Consider the following 17,242-nt stretch of genomic DNA (forward strand, 5'->3'; position numbering starts at 1 on the left):
GGCCCAGACGCTTTGCTCTTCGGGCGAACCTTATCTTCCCTATAACCTGGGGTGCTGCTGTTTAAACCACCTATGGTGCCAGGATGAGCCGTGCAGAGTGCCTTAACCAAAGAGAGCACAAATGTTGATAAAGGCAGGAATGGTGGGTCCGGAGTAAAGCGTTCGCCGCAGGGATGCGGCGGTCGAGGCTACAGGGATGTATTCACGCCGTCTTTACGGAGCGGCCCACCATTTATGCCTGAAGGTGCAACACTGACAGGCGCAATAGCAAGCCACAGTAAAGCGCCCGCCACTGGGATGCGGCGGACGAGGCTATAGGGGTGTAACGATCTTAAACGATACCCTGACTGCGCAGATAATCTTCGTAGTTGCCGGTGAAGTCGATAATGCGATCGCCCTTCATCTCCATCACGCGGGTTGCCAGTGAACTGACAAACTCACGGTCATGCGAAACGAAAATCAGGGTGCCTTCGTAACCTTCAAGTGCCAGGTTAAGCGATTCAATCGATTCCATATCGAGGTGGTTGGTCGGTTCATCCATGATCAAGATGTTCGGCTTCTGCATCATCAGCTTGCCAAACAGCATGCGGCCTTTCTCACCACCGGACAGCACTTTAGCAGGCTTCTTGATTTCATCATGACCAAACAGCAGACGGCCCAGAATACTGCGCACCGCTTGCTCGTCATCACCTTCCTGCTTCCACTGGCTCATCCAGTCGAACACACTCAGGTCATCGGCGAAATCATCTGCGTGATCCTGCGCGTAATAACCAATGAGCGCATTCTCGGACCATTTCACGGTGCCGTTGTCAGGCGTTAGCTCACCGACCAATGTTTTCAGCAACGTGGTTTTACCGATACCGTTGGCGCCCAAAATAGCCACTTTCTCGCCAACTTCAACCATCAGATTAAGCTTGCTGAACAGCGGACCGTTATCGAATCCTTTCGTCAGTGCCTCAACTTCCAGCGCATTACGGAACAGCTTCTTATCCTGGTCAAAACGGATATAAGGGTTCTGACGGCTGGACGCCTTAACTTCATCCAGTTTAATTTTATCAATCTGCTTGGCACGCGAAGTAGCCTGACGCGATTTAGAGGCGTTGGCACTAAAACGGCTAACGAACGATTGCAGGTCAGCAATTTGCGCTTTCTTCTTCGCGTTATCAGAAATTAAACGTTCACGCGCTTGCGTCGCCGCGGTCATATATTCGTCATAATTTCCTGGATACACGCGCAGCTCGCCGTAATCCAGATCCGCCATGTGCGTACACACCATATTCAGGAAGTGACGGTCATGCGAAATGATAATCATGGTACTGTTACGTTCGTTTAGCACCTGCTCCAGCCAACGAATGGTATCAATATCCAGGTTGTTCGTCGGTTCGTCGAGCAGCAAAATATCCGGGTTTGAGAATAATGCCTGCGCCAACAGCACACGCAGTTTCCAACCTGGTGCGATTTCGCTCATCGGACCGTAATGCTGTTCCACCGGAATACCCACGCCCAGTAATAATTCACCGGCACGAGATTCCGCGCTGTAACCATCCATTTCACCGTATTCGACTTCCAGGTCGGCAACTTTATAGCCTTCCTCTTCGCTCATTTCTGGCAAAGCATAAATACGGTCGCGCTCTTCCTTCACCGCCCATAATTCGGCGTGCCCCATAATCACCGTATCCAGCACGCTAAATTGCTCAAAAGCAAATTGGTCCTGGCGTAACTTACCGATACGCTCGTTAGGGTCGAGTGAAACATTACCGTTGGTCGGTACCAGGTCGCCGCCCAGTATTTTCATGAAGGTCGATTTACCGCTGCCGTTCGCACCGATTAAACCGTAACGATTACCGCCGCCAAACTTAACGGAGATATTCTCAAACAGCGGCTTACTGCCGAACTGCATAGTAATATTGCTGGAAACTAACACGGCATTGACCTTTGTTACGCAGTGGAGGAAAAAACAGCGGGCATTATGCCAGAAAGCAGCACCGGGACGCCACCTCTGCGCCTGCGGGCAGCGAGCGAAGGCGTTGAACGCGTTGTTGCAAATAGAGAAATAAAAAAGCCGAAGACAACGTGGTCTTCGGCTCCCGCTTACAAGGATTGTGTAGATTATTTGATCAGGAAGCTGTCCAGGCTTTTACCAGAGTCCAGCGCTTTCTTAATCGCTGCTGGGGTACGGCCCTGGCCGGTCCATGATTTCTCTTCACCGTTCTCATCGGTGTAAGAATATTTAGCCGGACGCGGTGCACGCTTCGCGCGTTTTTTACCGGTTTCCAGCGCACCCAGTAATTCGTTCGGGTCAATACCGTCAGCCAGCAGCATTTCGCGGTATTTAGACAGCTTTTCTTCTTTCTCGCGATTCTGCGCTTCTTCTGCATGAACTTCGTCGCGGCGCTCAGTCACCACCACGGTTAATTTCTCCAGAATCTCTTCCAGATCGGTCAATGGCAGTTCACGAGCCTGCGCACGTAATGTGCGAATGTTGTTCAGAACTTTAAATGCGTCACTCATCACAAGGTCCTTGCTTAAGGGGGTTTAAATAAACTGTAGTGGCAAGATTACCCAATTCAAATAAAAAAATAAATTAATTTATGCGGACGGATAATTCCTAACTGATTAACGTATTCACAATTTGAGCGATCCCCCCAGCGAGAAGCTTTAATTAACGGTGAATTAACAACAGCATTTTAGTACCACCGACTGGAACTGGTACCGATTTCAGAGGTTATTCCCGGCTGATAAACAAGCATTTAGCGGCTAATGCCTTGCCTGGCTGAAGTGTGTTAGCAGATTAATGAAGATTAATGTTATGGACAAAAATCTATTTTCACAGGTGATTATTATATTTTTACAGTTGAGAGCACAATCGCATTTTTATCCCCCTTTACGATAAAAAGCCAGCGCATGCACCGGCTTTTACCCTCATAAAACGTCACCTCAGGTTACGAGCTTTTCTTCACAGCGTGCGTCAACTGCGGTTGCGGTTCTTCATTTGACAGCCAGTCGTGCAAATAATGCTCGATCTGTTCCAGCGAACGATTTCGTGTTTCTGGTACATAGCGAACCACAAAAATGGCTCCCCCTATTCCGACTAGCGCAAAAATAAAGAACGCTCCCGATAAACCCACCGATGCCAACAGGATCGGGAACATCAGCGAGATAAGGAAATTAGCGATCCACATAGCAAACACGGCGCCGCCCATAAATATCCCACGCAGACGTGTAGGGAAAATTTCAGACAATAGCAACCAGGTCACGGGTGAGAGTGCTCCTTGCTGGAAGCTCAAAAACATCAGCATTCCCAGCAGCACCATATAACTGCGCAGTACATCAGGTTGACCATTTACCGTCTCCGGCATGAAATAACTGACGGCACCAATAAACACCAGACAGGCGGTACAGCCAAACTGTCCCAACATCGTCATGGTACGACGCCCAATGCGCCCCAGCAGCCAGATACCAACGAAAGTCATTAATACCGAAATAACGCCATTGGCGATGGTGGCAATTAATGCTGCGTTATCGCTCATGCCCACGGCTTTTAACATGGTCGGAGCGTAATACATGATGGTATTCACCCCGGTTAACTGCTGTATGACCGCAATCCCCACGCCAATCAAAAATAATTTAAACAGCCAGGGTTGGCGAAGTTCACGCAGGCGTGGGCGCGTTTCATGTTGCTCTTCAGCTAAGGTCTCTTCTATTTCCGTGAGTTCCCACTCAACATCTTGTTTAGCTCGCGTGCGTTCCAGCACCTGACGCGCTTCCGCCAACCGCCCTTTCATCGCATACCAACGCGGTGAGTCGGGCATAAACAGCATGCCAAACCACAGCAGCACGGCAGGCACCGTCGCGACCGCCAGCATCCAGCGCCAGGTGGTATCACCGCCCCATACCGCGTTAAATCCGGCGTTGGAGATGTAAGCCAACATCTGCCCGGAGACGATCATCAGTTCTTGCATGGTCACTAACTGGCCACGTTTGTTGGCGGGCGCCATCTCCGCGATGTACACCGGAACCGTTGCTGACGCACCTCCCACCGCTACACCCAATACCAGGCGGAAGAAAATCATCCATTCAACGTCAGGTGCTAACGCGGTGCCGATTGCGCCAATGGCGAAAATCACCGCCAGCACCAGAATGATTTTTCTCCGCCCGGCCGCGGCGGCAAAGTGGCCTGACGCCAGGGCACCAAAAGCCGCGCCAAACAGCAGGCTGCTGGTGACCAACCCCGTGGTAAAGGGTGTCAGATGGAGATCGTTACCCATAAATAACAGTGCGCCAGAAATCACACCGGTGTCATAGCCGAACAGCAACCCCCCTAAGGTGGCAATCATTGCTATCACCTTCACAAAGGGTTCAGTGCGCGTGCTGCTGTTCGGCCCTGATGCTTTGTTGGGGGTAAGGTAGTTTTCCCGCGGCATAATCCACTCCTTAACAGTGAGAGAAGATTTAAAAATAGTTTATTTCAACCAACAGGAATAATTATGAAATTTAAATTTTGCGCGACAGATCATAAACACCGCATTTACATGCGGAGCAGATCACAAAAAGGGGCTTTGCTGCGTGTAAATCAGTGAAGAGTGATCAGAGGGAAATTTGCATTTAATCCAAAACGAAAATTTTCGTTCCAAAATGGGCGGAGTGGGATGCCTGATGCTGGGGCAACCCACAGACTGCCCCTTTTTACGATTAAGGCACCGTGGTGGCAGGGCCAAACACAGAATATTCAGGCAGATTAACGTTCTGATAAGGTTCCCAGCCGCCGCCCAGCGCTTTGTACAACGCGACTAAATCCAGTGCACTTTGCATTCGTGCCTGTGTCGATTGTGCTTCTGCCTGCGCTAACTGGCGCTGTGCGTCCAACACATCCAGGAAGGTGGAAATCCCCTGCTTGTAGCTATCACTGGCGAGATCAAATGCTCTCTGCAATGCGCCAGTGGTTTCATCCAAAGCTGTCACCTGCTGCTGATCGGCGCGATAGCTGACCAGGGCATTCTCGACATCCTGCAAGGCGGTCAGCACCGTCTGGCGATATTCCAGCGCCGCATTGGCCTGCTGCGCGCGCGCCAGTTTCACACTGGAGACCAAACGCCCGCCCTGGAAAATCGGAATGGAGAGCGAGGGTCCAATGCTGTAGAAATGGCTGCTCCAGTCATCCAGATAGCTGGCATCGGTGTTGCGAACCCCGAGTTGACCCGTCAGTGACAGGCTTGGGAACAGATCCGCCACCGACACGCCGATGTTGGCGGTCTGCGCATGCAGATTGGCTTCCGCTTGCCGAATATCCGGACGTCGTCGCGCCAGCGTGGATGGGATCCCCACCGCCACCATTTTCGGCAGCGCGGGTAACGCTTTACTGCTCATCAACTCGTTATCCAGTGCGCCCGGCGTTTTGCCCAGCAAAACCGCTAAGCCATTCATGGCCTGCCGCTCCTGCGATTGATAACCTGGCAATTGCGCATTCAACGAGGCCAGCTGTGCACGCGCGTTTTCCACATCGGTGAGCGGTGCCATGCCGTTACGCTGCTGGCTTTGCGTCAGTTCCCAGGTTTGCTGCGCCACATCGATTTGCTGCTGCAGCGTGTTGAGCACCGCTTGCGCGCCGCGCAGTTGCAGATAGGCGCGCGCCACTTCCGCTTCGAGCGACACGAGCGCATCATTGCGCTGTTCGATGGCGGCCTGCTGCTGCGCATCTGCGGCTTCCATCTGACGCCGCACTTTGCCCCACAGATCCAGCTCCCAGCTGGCGTCAAAGCTACCCTGGTACAGCGTGACAGAGTGATCGAGGCCATTCAGCTGGCTGGCAACGTCACTGTCCACCTGATCGTAAACCCCGTTGGACTTAAGTAAGCCTTTTAAACCCAACTGCTGACGAGTCACTTTGGCTGAACCATTGAGTGACGGAAAAAGCCCTCCGCGCGCCTGTGCCAGTTGCTCACGTGCACCGGCAATGCGCAGCACCGATTGCTGCAAAGTTAAGTTACCTGCGATGGCGCGTTCGATCAGGCTATCCAGCTGTGGGTCATTGAAGCTTTTCCACCATAGCGGGTTGGTGGCCGCCGATTGCGGCTTTGAGGCTTCCTGCGACGGTAAATCGCGATAGCTGCCCGGTGCCTGTGCATGGGGAGGCTGATAATCAGGACCCACAGCGCAACCCGCCAGAAGCAGAGAGAGCGCCAGCAAACTCAAGCGCGAAGAGGTGATCATTTTAGTGTGCTCCTGCACTGCCTTCGCTCTTGATCGGCGAAAGCAACCAACAAAATGGAATCAACAGCAAGGCCACAATACTCAGACCCATAAATACGTCGATATACGCAAGGATACGCGCCTGCGCAATCATCTCTTTGTACAGCTGACCGGTCGCCAGCGTCAGTGGATCACCGACGGCGCTGGTAAAGTCGCGAATCGCCTGCGCCCAATGCTGCAAAGTCAGGTTGAACGGCTCATTAAGCGGCGTCATGTTATGCACCATATTCGCTGAGCGCGTCTGCATACGTTCGGTAATCCCTGCCGTTGCCAGTGAAATCCCGATCGATCCCGCCACATTACGGAACATGGTAAACAATGCCGATGCATCCGCATTGAGCCGTTGCGGCACCGTAATAAAAGCAATGGTAGTCAGCGGCACAAACAGAAAACCCAGCCCTATCGATTGCGCACTGCGCATTAATACCAGGGTGGTAAAATCAACGTTCGGCGTTAAGGTCGTGGAATAAAAGAAGGCGCTGGCGAGACAGGTAAAGCCGAAAGCAATGATGTAGCGTGTTTGCACAATCGGCATCAGCTTCAGCACCAGCGGAATAGTCAGGACGATCAATATCGCACCAGGCGAGAGTACCAGCCCAGACCAGGTCGCGGTATAGCCCAGATCCTGCTGCGCCAGCTGTGGAAGTACCACCGAACTGCCATACAGAATCATCGCCATGCCTGCCATCAGCAAACCGGCCACCCAGAAGTTACGATCTTTCATGACCGTGATATCTACCACTGGTTTACGTGCATACAGCAACCAATAGACAGCGCCGACAATGCCGATCACCGCCAGCATGCAAAACAGGCGAATAAAGTGCGAGGCAAACCAGTCTTCATCTTCGCCACGGTCGAGGAACACCTGCAAACAGCCGAGTCCAAGGGTGATCAAGCTGATGCCGATGTAATCGATCTTCAGCTTGCCCTTCGCCCATTTACGCTCCCACGGCGGATCTTCCAGCAGCTGATAGATCGCCAGCACCGTTAAAATTCCGACCGGGATGTTAATGAAGAACACCCAGCGCCAGCTGTAGTTATCGGTGATCCAGCCGCCGAGTGTGGGGCCGATCACTGGCGCAACGATAATCGCAATCGACGAGAGACCAAAAGCTTTGCCACGATCTTCCGCTTTAAAGTAATCGAGGAGCACCGATTGCTGCACCGGCTGCAAACCGCCGCCGAAAAAGCCCTGCAACACGCGGAACAGAATGATTTGCCATAGCTCGGTGGCGATACCGCACAGGAACGAGCAGATGGTGAACATGACAATACAGATCAGGAAGAACTGTTTACGCCCAAACAAGCGGCTAAAGAAGGCGGAAATGGGCAACACAATGCCGTTGGCTACCAAATAGGAAGTCAGCACCCAGGTGGATTCGTCGTAACTGGAAGAGAGTGAGCCGGCAATGTGCGGCAGCGCCACGTTAACGATGGTGGTGTCGAGGATTTCCATAAACACCGCCAGCGTCACCGTGATGGCGACCAGCCAGGGATTGCTGGCCGGACGCCAGCTTTCGCTCGCACTCATTCGACAGTGACCTTCGGCTCAACCGACAGGCCCAGCGGCAGCGGATGATTCGGATCCAACCCTTTATCGATAACGATTTTCACCGGCACGCGCTGAACAATTTTCACATAGTTACCGGTGGCATTTTCGGCCGGGAAGGTGGAGAAGCGCGAGCCGGAGCCCATCTGCACGCTATCAACGTGCCCTTCCAGCTTCATATCAGGCCAGGCATCGATACTGATATCCACTTTGTCACCGGGATTCATTCGTGCCAGCTGTGACTCTTTGAAGTTGGCATTGATCCAGATATCCGGCGACACCAGTGAAAACAGCGCCGTGCCGGCCTGTACCAGTGTGCCGACCTGCACGTTACGCTTGGTGACAAAGCCATCGTAGGGGGCGCGCACTTGGGTATAAGAGAGATTCAGTTCGGCGGTGTTGAGCTGTGCCTGCGCCTGCTCAACCTGCTGCTGGCGCGCCTCCACATTGGTTTCCTGCTGACGAATCTGCAATTGCACCTGTGAAGCCACTTCGACCTGTGCTTTAGCACTTTGCATTTGTGCTTCAGCGGAGCGCAACTGCGCGGCCGCAGTATCGATGTTACGTTGGGAAGTCGCGCGAGGATCTACGCCGCGCTGACGACGATAATCCGCCTGCGCATTCAAAAGATTGGCCTGAGCTTTTGCTTGATCGGCTAACGCCTGATCGCGCTGCGCAGGATACTGCACGCGAGACAGCGCTAATTGCGCCTGTGCCTGATGCAGTTGCGCCTTCGCCAGACCGAGTTGGGCTTTGGCCTGATCGCGTTGGGCACTGGTATCGCGCGGATCGATCTCCACCAGCAAATCGCCCTGCTTCACCCGCTGGTTGTCTCTCACCAGCAGCTTCACCACATAACCCGCTGCTTTCGGCGCAATAGTCACCGCATCGCCTTCGGTAAAGGCATCATCCGTGGTTTCAATATTGCGCGTGGTAAACCAGAACCACAGTCCCACCAGCAGCATGATCACGACCACGATGGCAAGAATGATCAGGGGCTTTTTGCCGGGGCGTTTACGTTGCGGTTCGTTGTTTTCTAGACTGGAGTCTGAAGCGTGCTGTGCATCCTGCTGCTCGCGAGCGGGCGGCTGATTTTGGTTATCACTCATAGGTTATCATCGCTGGCTGTGATCCCGATCCACGGGCAAAAACGGTCAACTTAACCTTAGATCGAAAATTGACAAATGCCAGTACAACTTTACACAAGCCAACAATCAACGCATTTTCTGCCACTGAGTGCGATAACGCGCTGAATAATCAGCGCGTCAGCTCATCGCGCAGAACAAAATGGCAGGCTTAATGTAGCCAGCGTAACAGGAACCAGCCACACAGCATCGACCACGCCAGCATGGGCAGAGAAAACAGGTGAAAACGCCACCAGACTTTGCTGTCCTGCGCCATACGCAGCGCAATCAGGTTAGCCAATGAACCCGGCAGCAAGCCAAACCCGCCAATGTTGACGGCCCAGGCGAGCGCCTCGGTGGGCGGCACTTTTTGCAGCAAAAGAATGGTTGCCGGCACATTACTGATGACCTGTGAAAGACCGATCGCCAGCAAATATAACCCCCCTTCGCTTAAATGACCTATCGCGGCGAAATACGGTTGCAGCAGGGGAAGATGCATCAGTAAAAACACATCGATGAACATCGCGACAAATACCAGTAACAAGCTCCAGTCAATACTGATCAATACGCTGCGCGCCATGATCAGGAAGCAGCCTGCCACCAATAACAGTGCCCATCCGGTCATTTTCAGCTCTAAAGCGACAATAAACACCAGATAGAGCAGCACGCTGATGATAAACAACGGTTTTTGCCATTGATGCGCTTCGCTTTGCGCATGCTTCTGGATGGTTCGTTTGGGAAAACTCCACCAGGTGAGCGCCATCAGGCTGATCATTAATACCGCAGCCAGCGGTGACATCTGCAGGATAAATCCCGGCACGCTGAGCGTACCGTGGCTCCATAACAGAATATTTTGCGGATTGCCCACCGGCGTCAACAGCGATCCGGCATTCACCGCCAGCGCTTCAAAAATGATCAGTCGGGAAATCGGCAGACGTGAGAATTTGCGCAACGTCAGCGTCAGCGGCACCAGAATAAAAAGTGCCACATCGTTGGTGAGAAAGGTGGAAAGCAGCGCTGCGGCACAGACCATAAACAGCGCCAGCGTGCGCTCATGTTGAAAGCGCTGTACCAGACGTGCGCCGAGCACATCAAAATAGCCGCTGTTTTCCAGCCCTTTGGTCAACATCAATAGCCCGGTGAGCGTCATGATAGTGTGCCAGTCAACGGCGGCAGGCAATTGCGACCAACGATACTCCGCCAGCGGCAATAAAATCACACCCAACAGCAACAGCAAATGCAAAATACGATCACGCATTAAGGAACGCAGCACGATGGGCATGATGGCGGAAGGCCTTGTAGGTTAGCGGCTCTCGTAAAACTTCTGGAAGACGGCGAGGGTTTCATCACTGACGTGATGTTCCAGACCTTCAGAATCCCGGCGGGCAGTTTCCGGGCTAATACCTAAAGCCAGCAAGAAGGTTTCCACAATGTGGTGGCGCACACGGCTCGCTTCAGCCAGCTTTTCACCTTCAGCCGTCAGAAAAACGCCGCGATAGGGAACCTGTTCCACCAGACCAGTTGTGCCTAAACGCTTCAACATCTTTGCCACGGTGGGTTGTGAAACGCCGAGGCGCGCGGCCATATCGACCTGGCGGGCTTCACCAAATTCACGAATCAAATCAGAGATTAACTCTACGTAGTCATCAATAAGTTCACGTCGATGCGCTTCGCGCACCTGGCGAAATCCTTCGACATGCTCCTCTATATCTTTAAGCGGCCCCTGGGGCGTATTGGTGGCGCTCTTTGCACGACGACTCATTCAGCTTCCTCTTTATTATCTGCCGCACTTTACCTGCGGTGCGGGCCTGACTGCGCTCATTGTAAACCAGGCACAAATAAGCACAAATTTTTCCTAAATAGTGTTGGCTAAAGAGTATAGCCAGTGCTATCTTTGTTCGTAATGTAAGCGAATAGCTTATTTAGGAGGCAATGATGAACGCACCCTATCTGCTGCTACTCCTTTTCCTGCTGTTTATCGCAGGTTTATGCTTACTGTTACGTCGTTATTCATTCGGGAGGTGAACATGACCACCATGAAAAACTGCCTCGACTGTGGCAAATGCTTCCAGGTTGAGCAGAGCAAACCGGCTTTTGAGCTGAAATCGCTGCTGTGCCTGTTTAAACGCTCGCCCTTTGCCCTGCGTCTGATGCTGATTGAAAAGCTGACCGGCAAACAGTTGACCGAGCGCCCTTGCCCTAATCTCATCTGGCGCGGCTGATTCATCCATAAATTCCTTCACAGGATCCGTTTCTCTGACGGATCCTTTGCACGATCTCACATTTTGTTACCTTTTTAGTCCCACTCTTTCTATTGTTATTGAACGAATTCCCGATCCCTGCGCTCACTGTGGCTGAATCGCTTCAGGCACTGACATAACTTTACCTTCAACGACATCTAAACGATTAGGCTGCTAACATTTAGCTTGCAACCTGTTGTGACGTCTGATTAATCTTCTAATAACAAAAAATTACATACTTATAACAAAATCAACCCAGGGTGGGTTTTTCGTAAGGAAGATTAGCAATGTCACTTAAAAAGCCTGAAGAGCAACCATCGGGCAGGAGACGATTTTTACAAAAATCGCTCTCGCTCATTCCCCTCGCCGCCGCAGCCAGTACCGGTGTGGTGTCACTCTCCTCCCCCGCTGCCGACAAGCCGCAAGGCGTGTTATCCGACTATGTTCCCGCTTACTTCAACGATAAAGAGTGGAAATTTCTGCTCGCCGCGCTGGATCGCCTGATCCCTGCCGATGCCAACGGCCCTGGCGCCGTCAGTGAAGGTGTACAGGTGTTTATCGATAAGCAGATGGAATTGCCCTACGGCTATGGTCGCTTGTGGTACATGCAAGGTCCGTTCGCCGATTCGATTCCGGAAATGGGTTACCAATCCCATCTGGTGCCACGCGATACTTATCGATTAGGCATCGCCTTAGCTGACCAGCATTGTCAGCAGCAGTACCAAAAAGATTTTTATCAACTGGAAACGGCGCAACAGGAAGAGGTTTTGCACGCGCTGGAAGCCGACAAACTGCATAACGATGCCATTCACGGCAAGCTGTTTTTCGAGCAACTGCTGGAGAACGCCAAAGAGGGTTATCTCGCCGATCCGATTCACGGCGGCAACCAAACGCTGGCCTCGTGGAAAATGATTGGTTTTCCCGGTGCACGTGCGGATTTCGTCGATACCGTACAGCAGCCTAATAAACCCTACCCTCTTGGCCCAGTCAGCATTTCCAGTAAAAGGAGCGTGTAATGGCGGCAGTAAAAAAAGCGCCCGTCGATGTGGTCATCGTTGGGTTCGGCTGGACCGGTTCGCTCATGGCGATGGAACTGGCCAGTTCTGGTTTGAATATAGTGGCACTGGAGCGCGGCGAAAATCGCGATACCTACCCCGACTTCTCTTATCCACGTATTGCCGATGAACTGACTTACGGCATTCGTTTAAAACTGTTCCAAAACGCCTCGAAAGAGACTGTGACGGTTCGCCATACCACGCAGGAAACCGCGCTGCCATATCGTCGCTTCGGTTCCTTCCTGCCCGGTGATGGCGTGGGTGGTGCCGGTACGCACTGGAACGGTCAGCTGTGGCGTCCGCTGGAAGCTGACTTGAAAATGCGCAGCACGGTCATCGAAAAATACGGGGCTGATTTCATCCCGAAAGACATGACGGTGCAGGATTACCCATTCACTTATGACGAGATGGAACCCTACTTCGATAAGTTTGAGAAAATTTGCGGTGCAGCGGGTCAGGTCGGTAATCTCAACGGTGAGAAAATCGAAGGGGGTAACCCGTTCGAGTCTCCACGTAAAAATGGCTATCCCACCAAACCGTTAAAAACGCTGTATGCCGGCGAGTTATTCTCTAAGGCCGCAAAACAACTGGGCTATCACCCCTTTGAGTGCCCTGCAGCCAACACCACCGAACCCTGGACCAACCCTTACAACGTGCAACTTGGCGTGTGTAACTACTGTGGTTATTGCGAACGCTTCGGTTGCTTCAACTATTCCAAAGGTTCACCGCAAAGCTGTGTTATCCCTGCTCTGAAACCGTTTAGTAACTTTGAGTTACGCACTCAGGCACACGTGATTCGCGTTAATACCGACAGCAGCGGCAAAAAAGCCACCGGCGTAACCTATATCGATGCGCAAGGTAACGAAGTCGAGCAACCGGCTGACCTGGTCATCCTCAGCGCCTTCCAGCTGCACAATGTGCGCTTACTGCTGCTATCAAAAATCGGTAAGCCATATGATCCTCAAACCGGCGACGGCGTGGTGGGCAGAAACTATGCCTACCAGATGACCGGCGGCATCAAGCTGTTTTATGACAACGACAACTGGTTCAATCCGTTTGCGGCAACCGGTGCAACCTCTACCGTTATCGATGATTTCAATGCAGAAAACTTCGATCACAGCAAAGTCGGCTTTGTTGGCGGTGCCACCATTTCGGCAGCCTTCTCCGGTGGACGTCCCATCCAGCAGATGGGTATCCCTAAAGATGCGCCGCGCTGGGGCTCCGGCTGGAAACAGGCCATCAAAGATAATTATCTGCACAACATGAACGTCGGCTCGTCCGGTTCCGTGATGCCGTATAAGCAGTGCTATCTCGACCTTGATCCCACGTACCGTGATATCTACGGCCAACCACTGCTGCGTATGACGTTCGACTGGCAGCAGAACGAGCTGAAGATGACCAACTTCATCAAAGATAAGGCCGAGGAGATCGTCAAGGTGATGAATCCTAAGCACTATGAAGTGGGCTTCAAAACGCTCAACAGCCATTACGATGTCCGCCCTTACCAATCAACGCACACCACAGGTGGTGCTGTGATGGGCGACGATCCGCGTACCAGCGTGGTGAACAAGTTCCTGCAAAGCTGGGATGTACCGAACGTGTTCGTGACGGGCGCATGCTGCTTCCCGCAAAACCTGGCGTACAACCCCACCGGGATTGTCTGTGCCACCGCATTATTCGCGGCGGATGAGATTCGCAACCGCTATCTTGCTAACCCTGGTCCGCTGGTTCAGGCCTGATAAGGAGCGTTATAGTGAAATTTTCCGCACTCTTTTTCGCTCTCAGCGGCGCGCTGATCAGCCACGCCGCATCGGCCGCGACTGATGCATCGGTTAAGCAAGGCGAGTATCTGGCCAAAGCGGGCGATTGCGCCGCATGCCATACCGCAGCAGGTGGGAAACCTTTCGCCGGTGGGCTCAAAATGAGCACGCCGATCGGCGCCATTTATTCCACCAACATTACGCCAGATAAAACACACGGTATTGGTGACTACAGCTACGACGACTTCGTCAAAGCGGTACGCGGGGGTGTCGCCAAAGATGGCAGTTCGCTCTATCCGGCTATGCCATACCCGTCATATGCCAAAATCAGCGACAGTGATATGCACGCGTTGTATGACTACTTTATGCAGGGTGTGAAGCCGGTGAGCCAGGAGAATCACAAAAGTGATATCCCGTGGCCGCTCAGCATGCGTTGGCCGCTGGCGTTCTGGCGCTGGACCTTTGCCGATGACAGCACTTACGCTCCGGTTGCCGGTCAATCGGCACAGTGGCAACGCGGTGCTTATCTGGTGCAGGGGCTCGGCCACTGTGGCTCATGCCACACTCCTCGTGGCATCGGCTTCCAGGAGAAAGCCATGGATCAGAACAGCAAAGGCTATCTGACCGGCGGCACACTGGAAGGCTGGCATGCGCCAGACCTTACCGCCAGCCCGGCAGCGGGTTTAGGCAGCTGGTCCGAACAAGATATCGCCCTCTTCCTGAAAACCGGCGCGAATAAGCAAGGCGCTGCCTTTGGTTCGATGACGGATGTGATTGCACACAGTACTCAGTACCTCAGTGATGAAGATCTGAATGCGATTGCCGTCTATCTGAAGTCTTTACCGGCTGCGGATAACACCGTTGCACCACAGGCCAGCGATGCGACGTCGCAAGCGCTGTTCAAAGGGGATGTCAGCCAGCCAGGCGCGCAGGTTTACGTGGATAACTGCGCTGCCTGCCATCGTACGGACGGTAAAGGCTATGCCAGTACCTTCCCGGCGCTGGCGCACAATCCGGCCTTGTTGAGTGAAGACCCGTCATCAGTGATCAGTGTCATTCTGAAAGGCGGTCAGCGTGCGATTACGCAACAGGCACCGACCGGTTTCACCATGCCAGATTTCGCCTGGCGCCTGGATGATCAGCAGGTCGCTGATGTCGCTAACTTCATTCGCAATGGATGGGGTAATAAAGCGGCACCGGTAACGGCCGATCAGGTGAAAAAGATCCGCGCGACCCTGCCTCCTGCCCCGCAAAAATAGGCATAAAAAAACGGCCCATAATGGGCCGTTTCTTGTGCAACTCTGGTCTAAGCAAAAACTTAGAAGCTGTAGCCTACGCCAGCAATCCAGGTGCCTACGTCTACGCTACGGATACGGCTCTGCTCGTAACCCACGTCAACAGCAACGTTCTGGATTGGGTTGAACTGCATGCCTGCGCCGTAGGAGAAACCGTAATCGCTGGTGTCAGATTTAGACTGTGCAGCAGCGTCATTTGCCTGGTATTTACCGTAACCGATACCGACCACGCCGTAGATGCTTGCCCAGTCGTTCAGACGGTAAGCAGGACCACCGGTGATGCCGTAGTACTGGCCTTTGTTGTAAACGCCAGCGTCAGTGCGGTCTTTCTCGGTGTAGGTGAAAGAACCGATCCAACCCAGTGGGTTAGTACCATCTTCGTAACGGTATTTCAGGTTGAAGCCGTTTGCTTTGTTAGCAACGCCCTGATAATCGCTCTGCGCGTAACCAGCAGAAACGGTGCTCTGCGCCATGGCTGAACCTGCTGAAACTGCCAGTACACAAGCCAGTGCTGAAAGACATGCAATTTTTTTCATAAACCACCTCAAATGTGAATATACTTCTCTCCTGACAACGCTGAAAATATAACAAAAATTAGCAAGAAACTCTGCCCGCTATTTGTTGTCTAACAGATTGTTTGGTGTAACAGAAAGTTAATGAAGTTTCCTATGTCATTCATTTTACTTATAAAAAGCGTCATCTTCCTGCAATAATATTTCGGGCTGCAAATAATGCCTTTAAGGATATTCCTAAACTAACCTGACATTTCTTTACTTAAATGGCCCGGAAAACGGTTATTTCCCAGGCTGTCGCAGCATTTATTTTCCCTCTTACACACCTCCTTATTTCCTTAAGATTCCTTTACACTGGCGTTTTGTTGCTGTGTTGTTAATCACTACAGGATTGAATTACAGGATGTCTACGCCTCAGACGAACGCCAAAATGGCCCCGGTTTTGTTTCCGATTGCCGTGCTACTGATTGCCATGCTCTCGCTTCAGGGCGGTGCTTCCCTGGCAAAATCACTGTTTCCTACCGTAGGGGCTCCGGGCATCACCGCATTGCGTCTCGGGTTGGGCACCCTGATTTTGTGCGTCATCTTTAAGCCGTGGCGTTTACGTTTTACCCGCGCACAGCGTAAACCGCTCTTGATGTACGGTCTGGCGCTAGGTTGTATGAACTATCTCTTCTATCTATCGATCCGCACCGTGCCGCTTGGCGTGGCGGTTGGCCTGGAATTTCTGGGTCCCTTAACCCTGGCGCTGGCCGGTGCGCGACGTCCCCTCGATTTCCTGTGGGTACTGCTGGCGGTTACCGGTTTGTGGTTTCTACTGCCGATTGGTGATGGCATCAGCCATATCGATCCGCTGGGTGCGCTATTAGCCGTGGGAGCTGGTGCCTGTTGGGCGGTCTATATTCTGGCGGGGCAACGCGCCGGTGAGGAACATGGTCCAGCGACGGTTGCCATGGGATCGTTGATCGCCTCAGTGATCTTCGTCCCCCTCGGGTTAACTTTTGCTGCGCCCGGCATCTGGCACTGGGAAATACTGCCACTGGCGCTGATTATCGCCCTGCTCTCCAGTGCCATTCCTTATTCGCTGGAGATGATGGCCTTAACCCGCTTGCCGGCTCGCATCTTTGGCACGCTGATGAGCCTGGAACCCGCGATGGCCGCACTTTCAGGGATGTTGTTCCTCGGTGAATTGCTGTCACTGAAACAGTGGATTGCGCTGCTGGCCATTATTGCCGCTTCGGCGGGTTCGACACTCACCATGAAACAAAAGAGAGCCAAAATAAACGAAGTGGATATTAATAACCCGCAATAAATAACGCCCTATTCAGCCTGTAAAACTGCAGGCTGAATATATAAGCATTCTCATTCTCTTTTTTTCTTCTCTGCCTCAAACTTTGTTATTATTTTGCAACATCGTTGAAAAATAATTAACACATCAGATAACTCACTGTTATAAAA

General features: G+C 52.5%; 14 protein-coding genes. 5 read left to right on the forward strand and 9 right to left on the reverse strand.

The window, feature by feature from the left end; translation table 11 throughout:
- Positions 1-331 precede the first annotated feature (331 nt).
- The 8 genes from ACCW76_RS12410 to mntR all read right to left on the reverse strand — a co-directional run bounded on the left by ACCW76_RS12410 (position 332) and on the right by mntR (position 10,684).
- Positions 332-1,924 (reverse strand): ABC-F family ATPase, encoded by a 1,593-nt coding sequence (locus tag ACCW76_RS12410; protein ID WP_436338670.1) that lies wholly within the window; start codon positions 1,922-1,924, stop codon positions 332-334.
- Between the two features lie 185 nt (positions 1,925-2,109).
- Positions 2,110-2,511: an H-NS family histone-like protein gene (locus ACCW76_RS12415; protein WP_034820857.1), complete on the reverse strand. Its 402-nt coding sequence runs from the start codon at positions 2,509-2,511 to the stop codon at positions 2,110-2,112.
- A 431-nt stretch (positions 2,512-2,942) separates the two neighbouring features.
- Positions 2,943-4,424: a sugar porter family MFS transporter gene (locus tag ACCW76_RS12420; RefSeq protein ID WP_045834175.1), complete on the reverse strand. Its 1,482-nt coding sequence runs from the start codon at positions 4,422-4,424 to the stop codon at positions 2,943-2,945.
- A 268-nt stretch (positions 4,425-4,692) separates the two neighbouring features.
- The gene (locus ACCW76_RS12425; RefSeq protein ID WP_436338671.1) at positions 4,693-6,210 is read right to left on the reverse strand and encodes an efflux transporter outer membrane subunit; all 1,518 of its coding nucleotides are present in this window, start codon (positions 6,208-6,210) and stop codon (positions 4,693-4,695) included.
- Position 6,211: 1 nt separating this feature from the next.
- On the reverse strand, positions 6,212-7,780 hold the full coding sequence (locus ACCW76_RS12430) for a DHA2 family efflux MFS transporter permease subunit (RefSeq protein WP_038647927.1): 1,569 nt from the start codon (positions 7,778-7,780) through the stop codon (positions 6,212-6,214).
- Positions 7,777-8,907, reverse strand: a complete 1,131-nt coding sequence (locus tag ACCW76_RS12435; protein WP_436338672.1) for an HlyD family secretion protein — start codon at positions 8,905-8,907, stop codon at positions 7,777-7,779. The genes ACCW76_RS12430 and ACCW76_RS12435 overlap by 4 nt, the downstream gene beginning before the upstream one ends.
- 187 nt (positions 8,908-9,094) lie before the next feature.
- Complete coding sequence (locus ACCW76_RS12440) at positions 9,095-10,204, reverse strand: SLC13 family permease (RefSeq protein WP_436338673.1); 1,110 nt, start codon at positions 10,202-10,204, stop codon at positions 9,095-9,097.
- Between the two features lie 21 nt (positions 10,205-10,225).
- On the reverse strand, positions 10,226-10,684 hold the full coding sequence (mntR, locus tag ACCW76_RS12445) for a manganese-binding transcriptional regulator MntR (RefSeq protein WP_045814028.1): 459 nt from the start codon (positions 10,682-10,684) through the stop codon (positions 10,226-10,228).
- A gap of 265 nt (positions 10,685-10,949) precedes the next feature.
- Between mntR and ACCW76_RS12450 the strand changes: the two genes are divergently transcribed.
- The 4 genes from ACCW76_RS12450 (at position 10,950) to ACCW76_RS12465 (ending at position 15,236) form a co-directional block, all read left to right on the forward strand.
- A complete protein-coding gene (locus ACCW76_RS12450; RefSeq protein ID WP_045814029.1) occupies positions 10,950-11,144 on the forward strand; it encodes a hypothetical protein in 195 nt (64 codons plus the stop codon).
- A gap of 305 nt (positions 11,145-11,449) precedes the next feature.
- Positions 11,450-12,178 (forward strand): gluconate 2-dehydrogenase subunit 3 family protein, encoded by a 729-nt coding sequence (locus ACCW76_RS12455; RefSeq protein ID WP_045834178.1) that lies wholly within the window; start codon positions 11,450-11,452, stop codon positions 12,176-12,178.
- Positions 12,178-13,956, forward strand: coding sequence for a GMC family oxidoreductase (locus ACCW76_RS12460; protein WP_436338674.1), 1,779 nt, complete (start codon positions 12,178-12,180; stop codon positions 13,954-13,956). Before ACCW76_RS12455 ends, ACCW76_RS12460 begins: the two co-directional genes overlap by 1 nt.
- Positions 13,957-13,967: 11 nt before the next feature.
- A complete protein-coding gene (locus tag ACCW76_RS12465; protein WP_436338685.1) occupies positions 13,968-15,236 on the forward strand; it encodes a c-type cytochrome in 1,269 nt (422 codons plus the stop codon).
- Positions 15,237-15,295: 59 nt separating this feature from the next.
- Here the strand turns inward: ACCW76_RS12465 and ompX are convergent, their stop codons facing one another.
- Positions 15,296-15,808, reverse strand: coding sequence for an outer membrane protein OmpX (ompX, locus tag ACCW76_RS12470; protein WP_034820897.1), 513 nt, complete (start codon positions 15,806-15,808; stop codon positions 15,296-15,298).
- A gap of 379 nt (positions 15,809-16,187) precedes the next feature.
- Here ompX and rhtA point away from each other — a divergent pair, with 379 nt between their 5' ends.
- Entirely contained in the window at positions 16,188-17,096 is a 909-nt protein-coding gene (rhtA, locus tag ACCW76_RS12475) for a threonine/homoserine exporter RhtA (protein WP_436338675.1), read from the forward strand.
- The last annotated feature ends 146 nt before the right edge of the window (positions 17,097-17,242 follow it).

This window comes from Pantoea sp. C8B4 (assembly GCF_051336905.1).
GTDB lineage: Bacteria > Pseudomonadota > Gammaproteobacteria > Enterobacterales > Enterobacteriaceae > Pantoea > Pantoea rwandensis_B.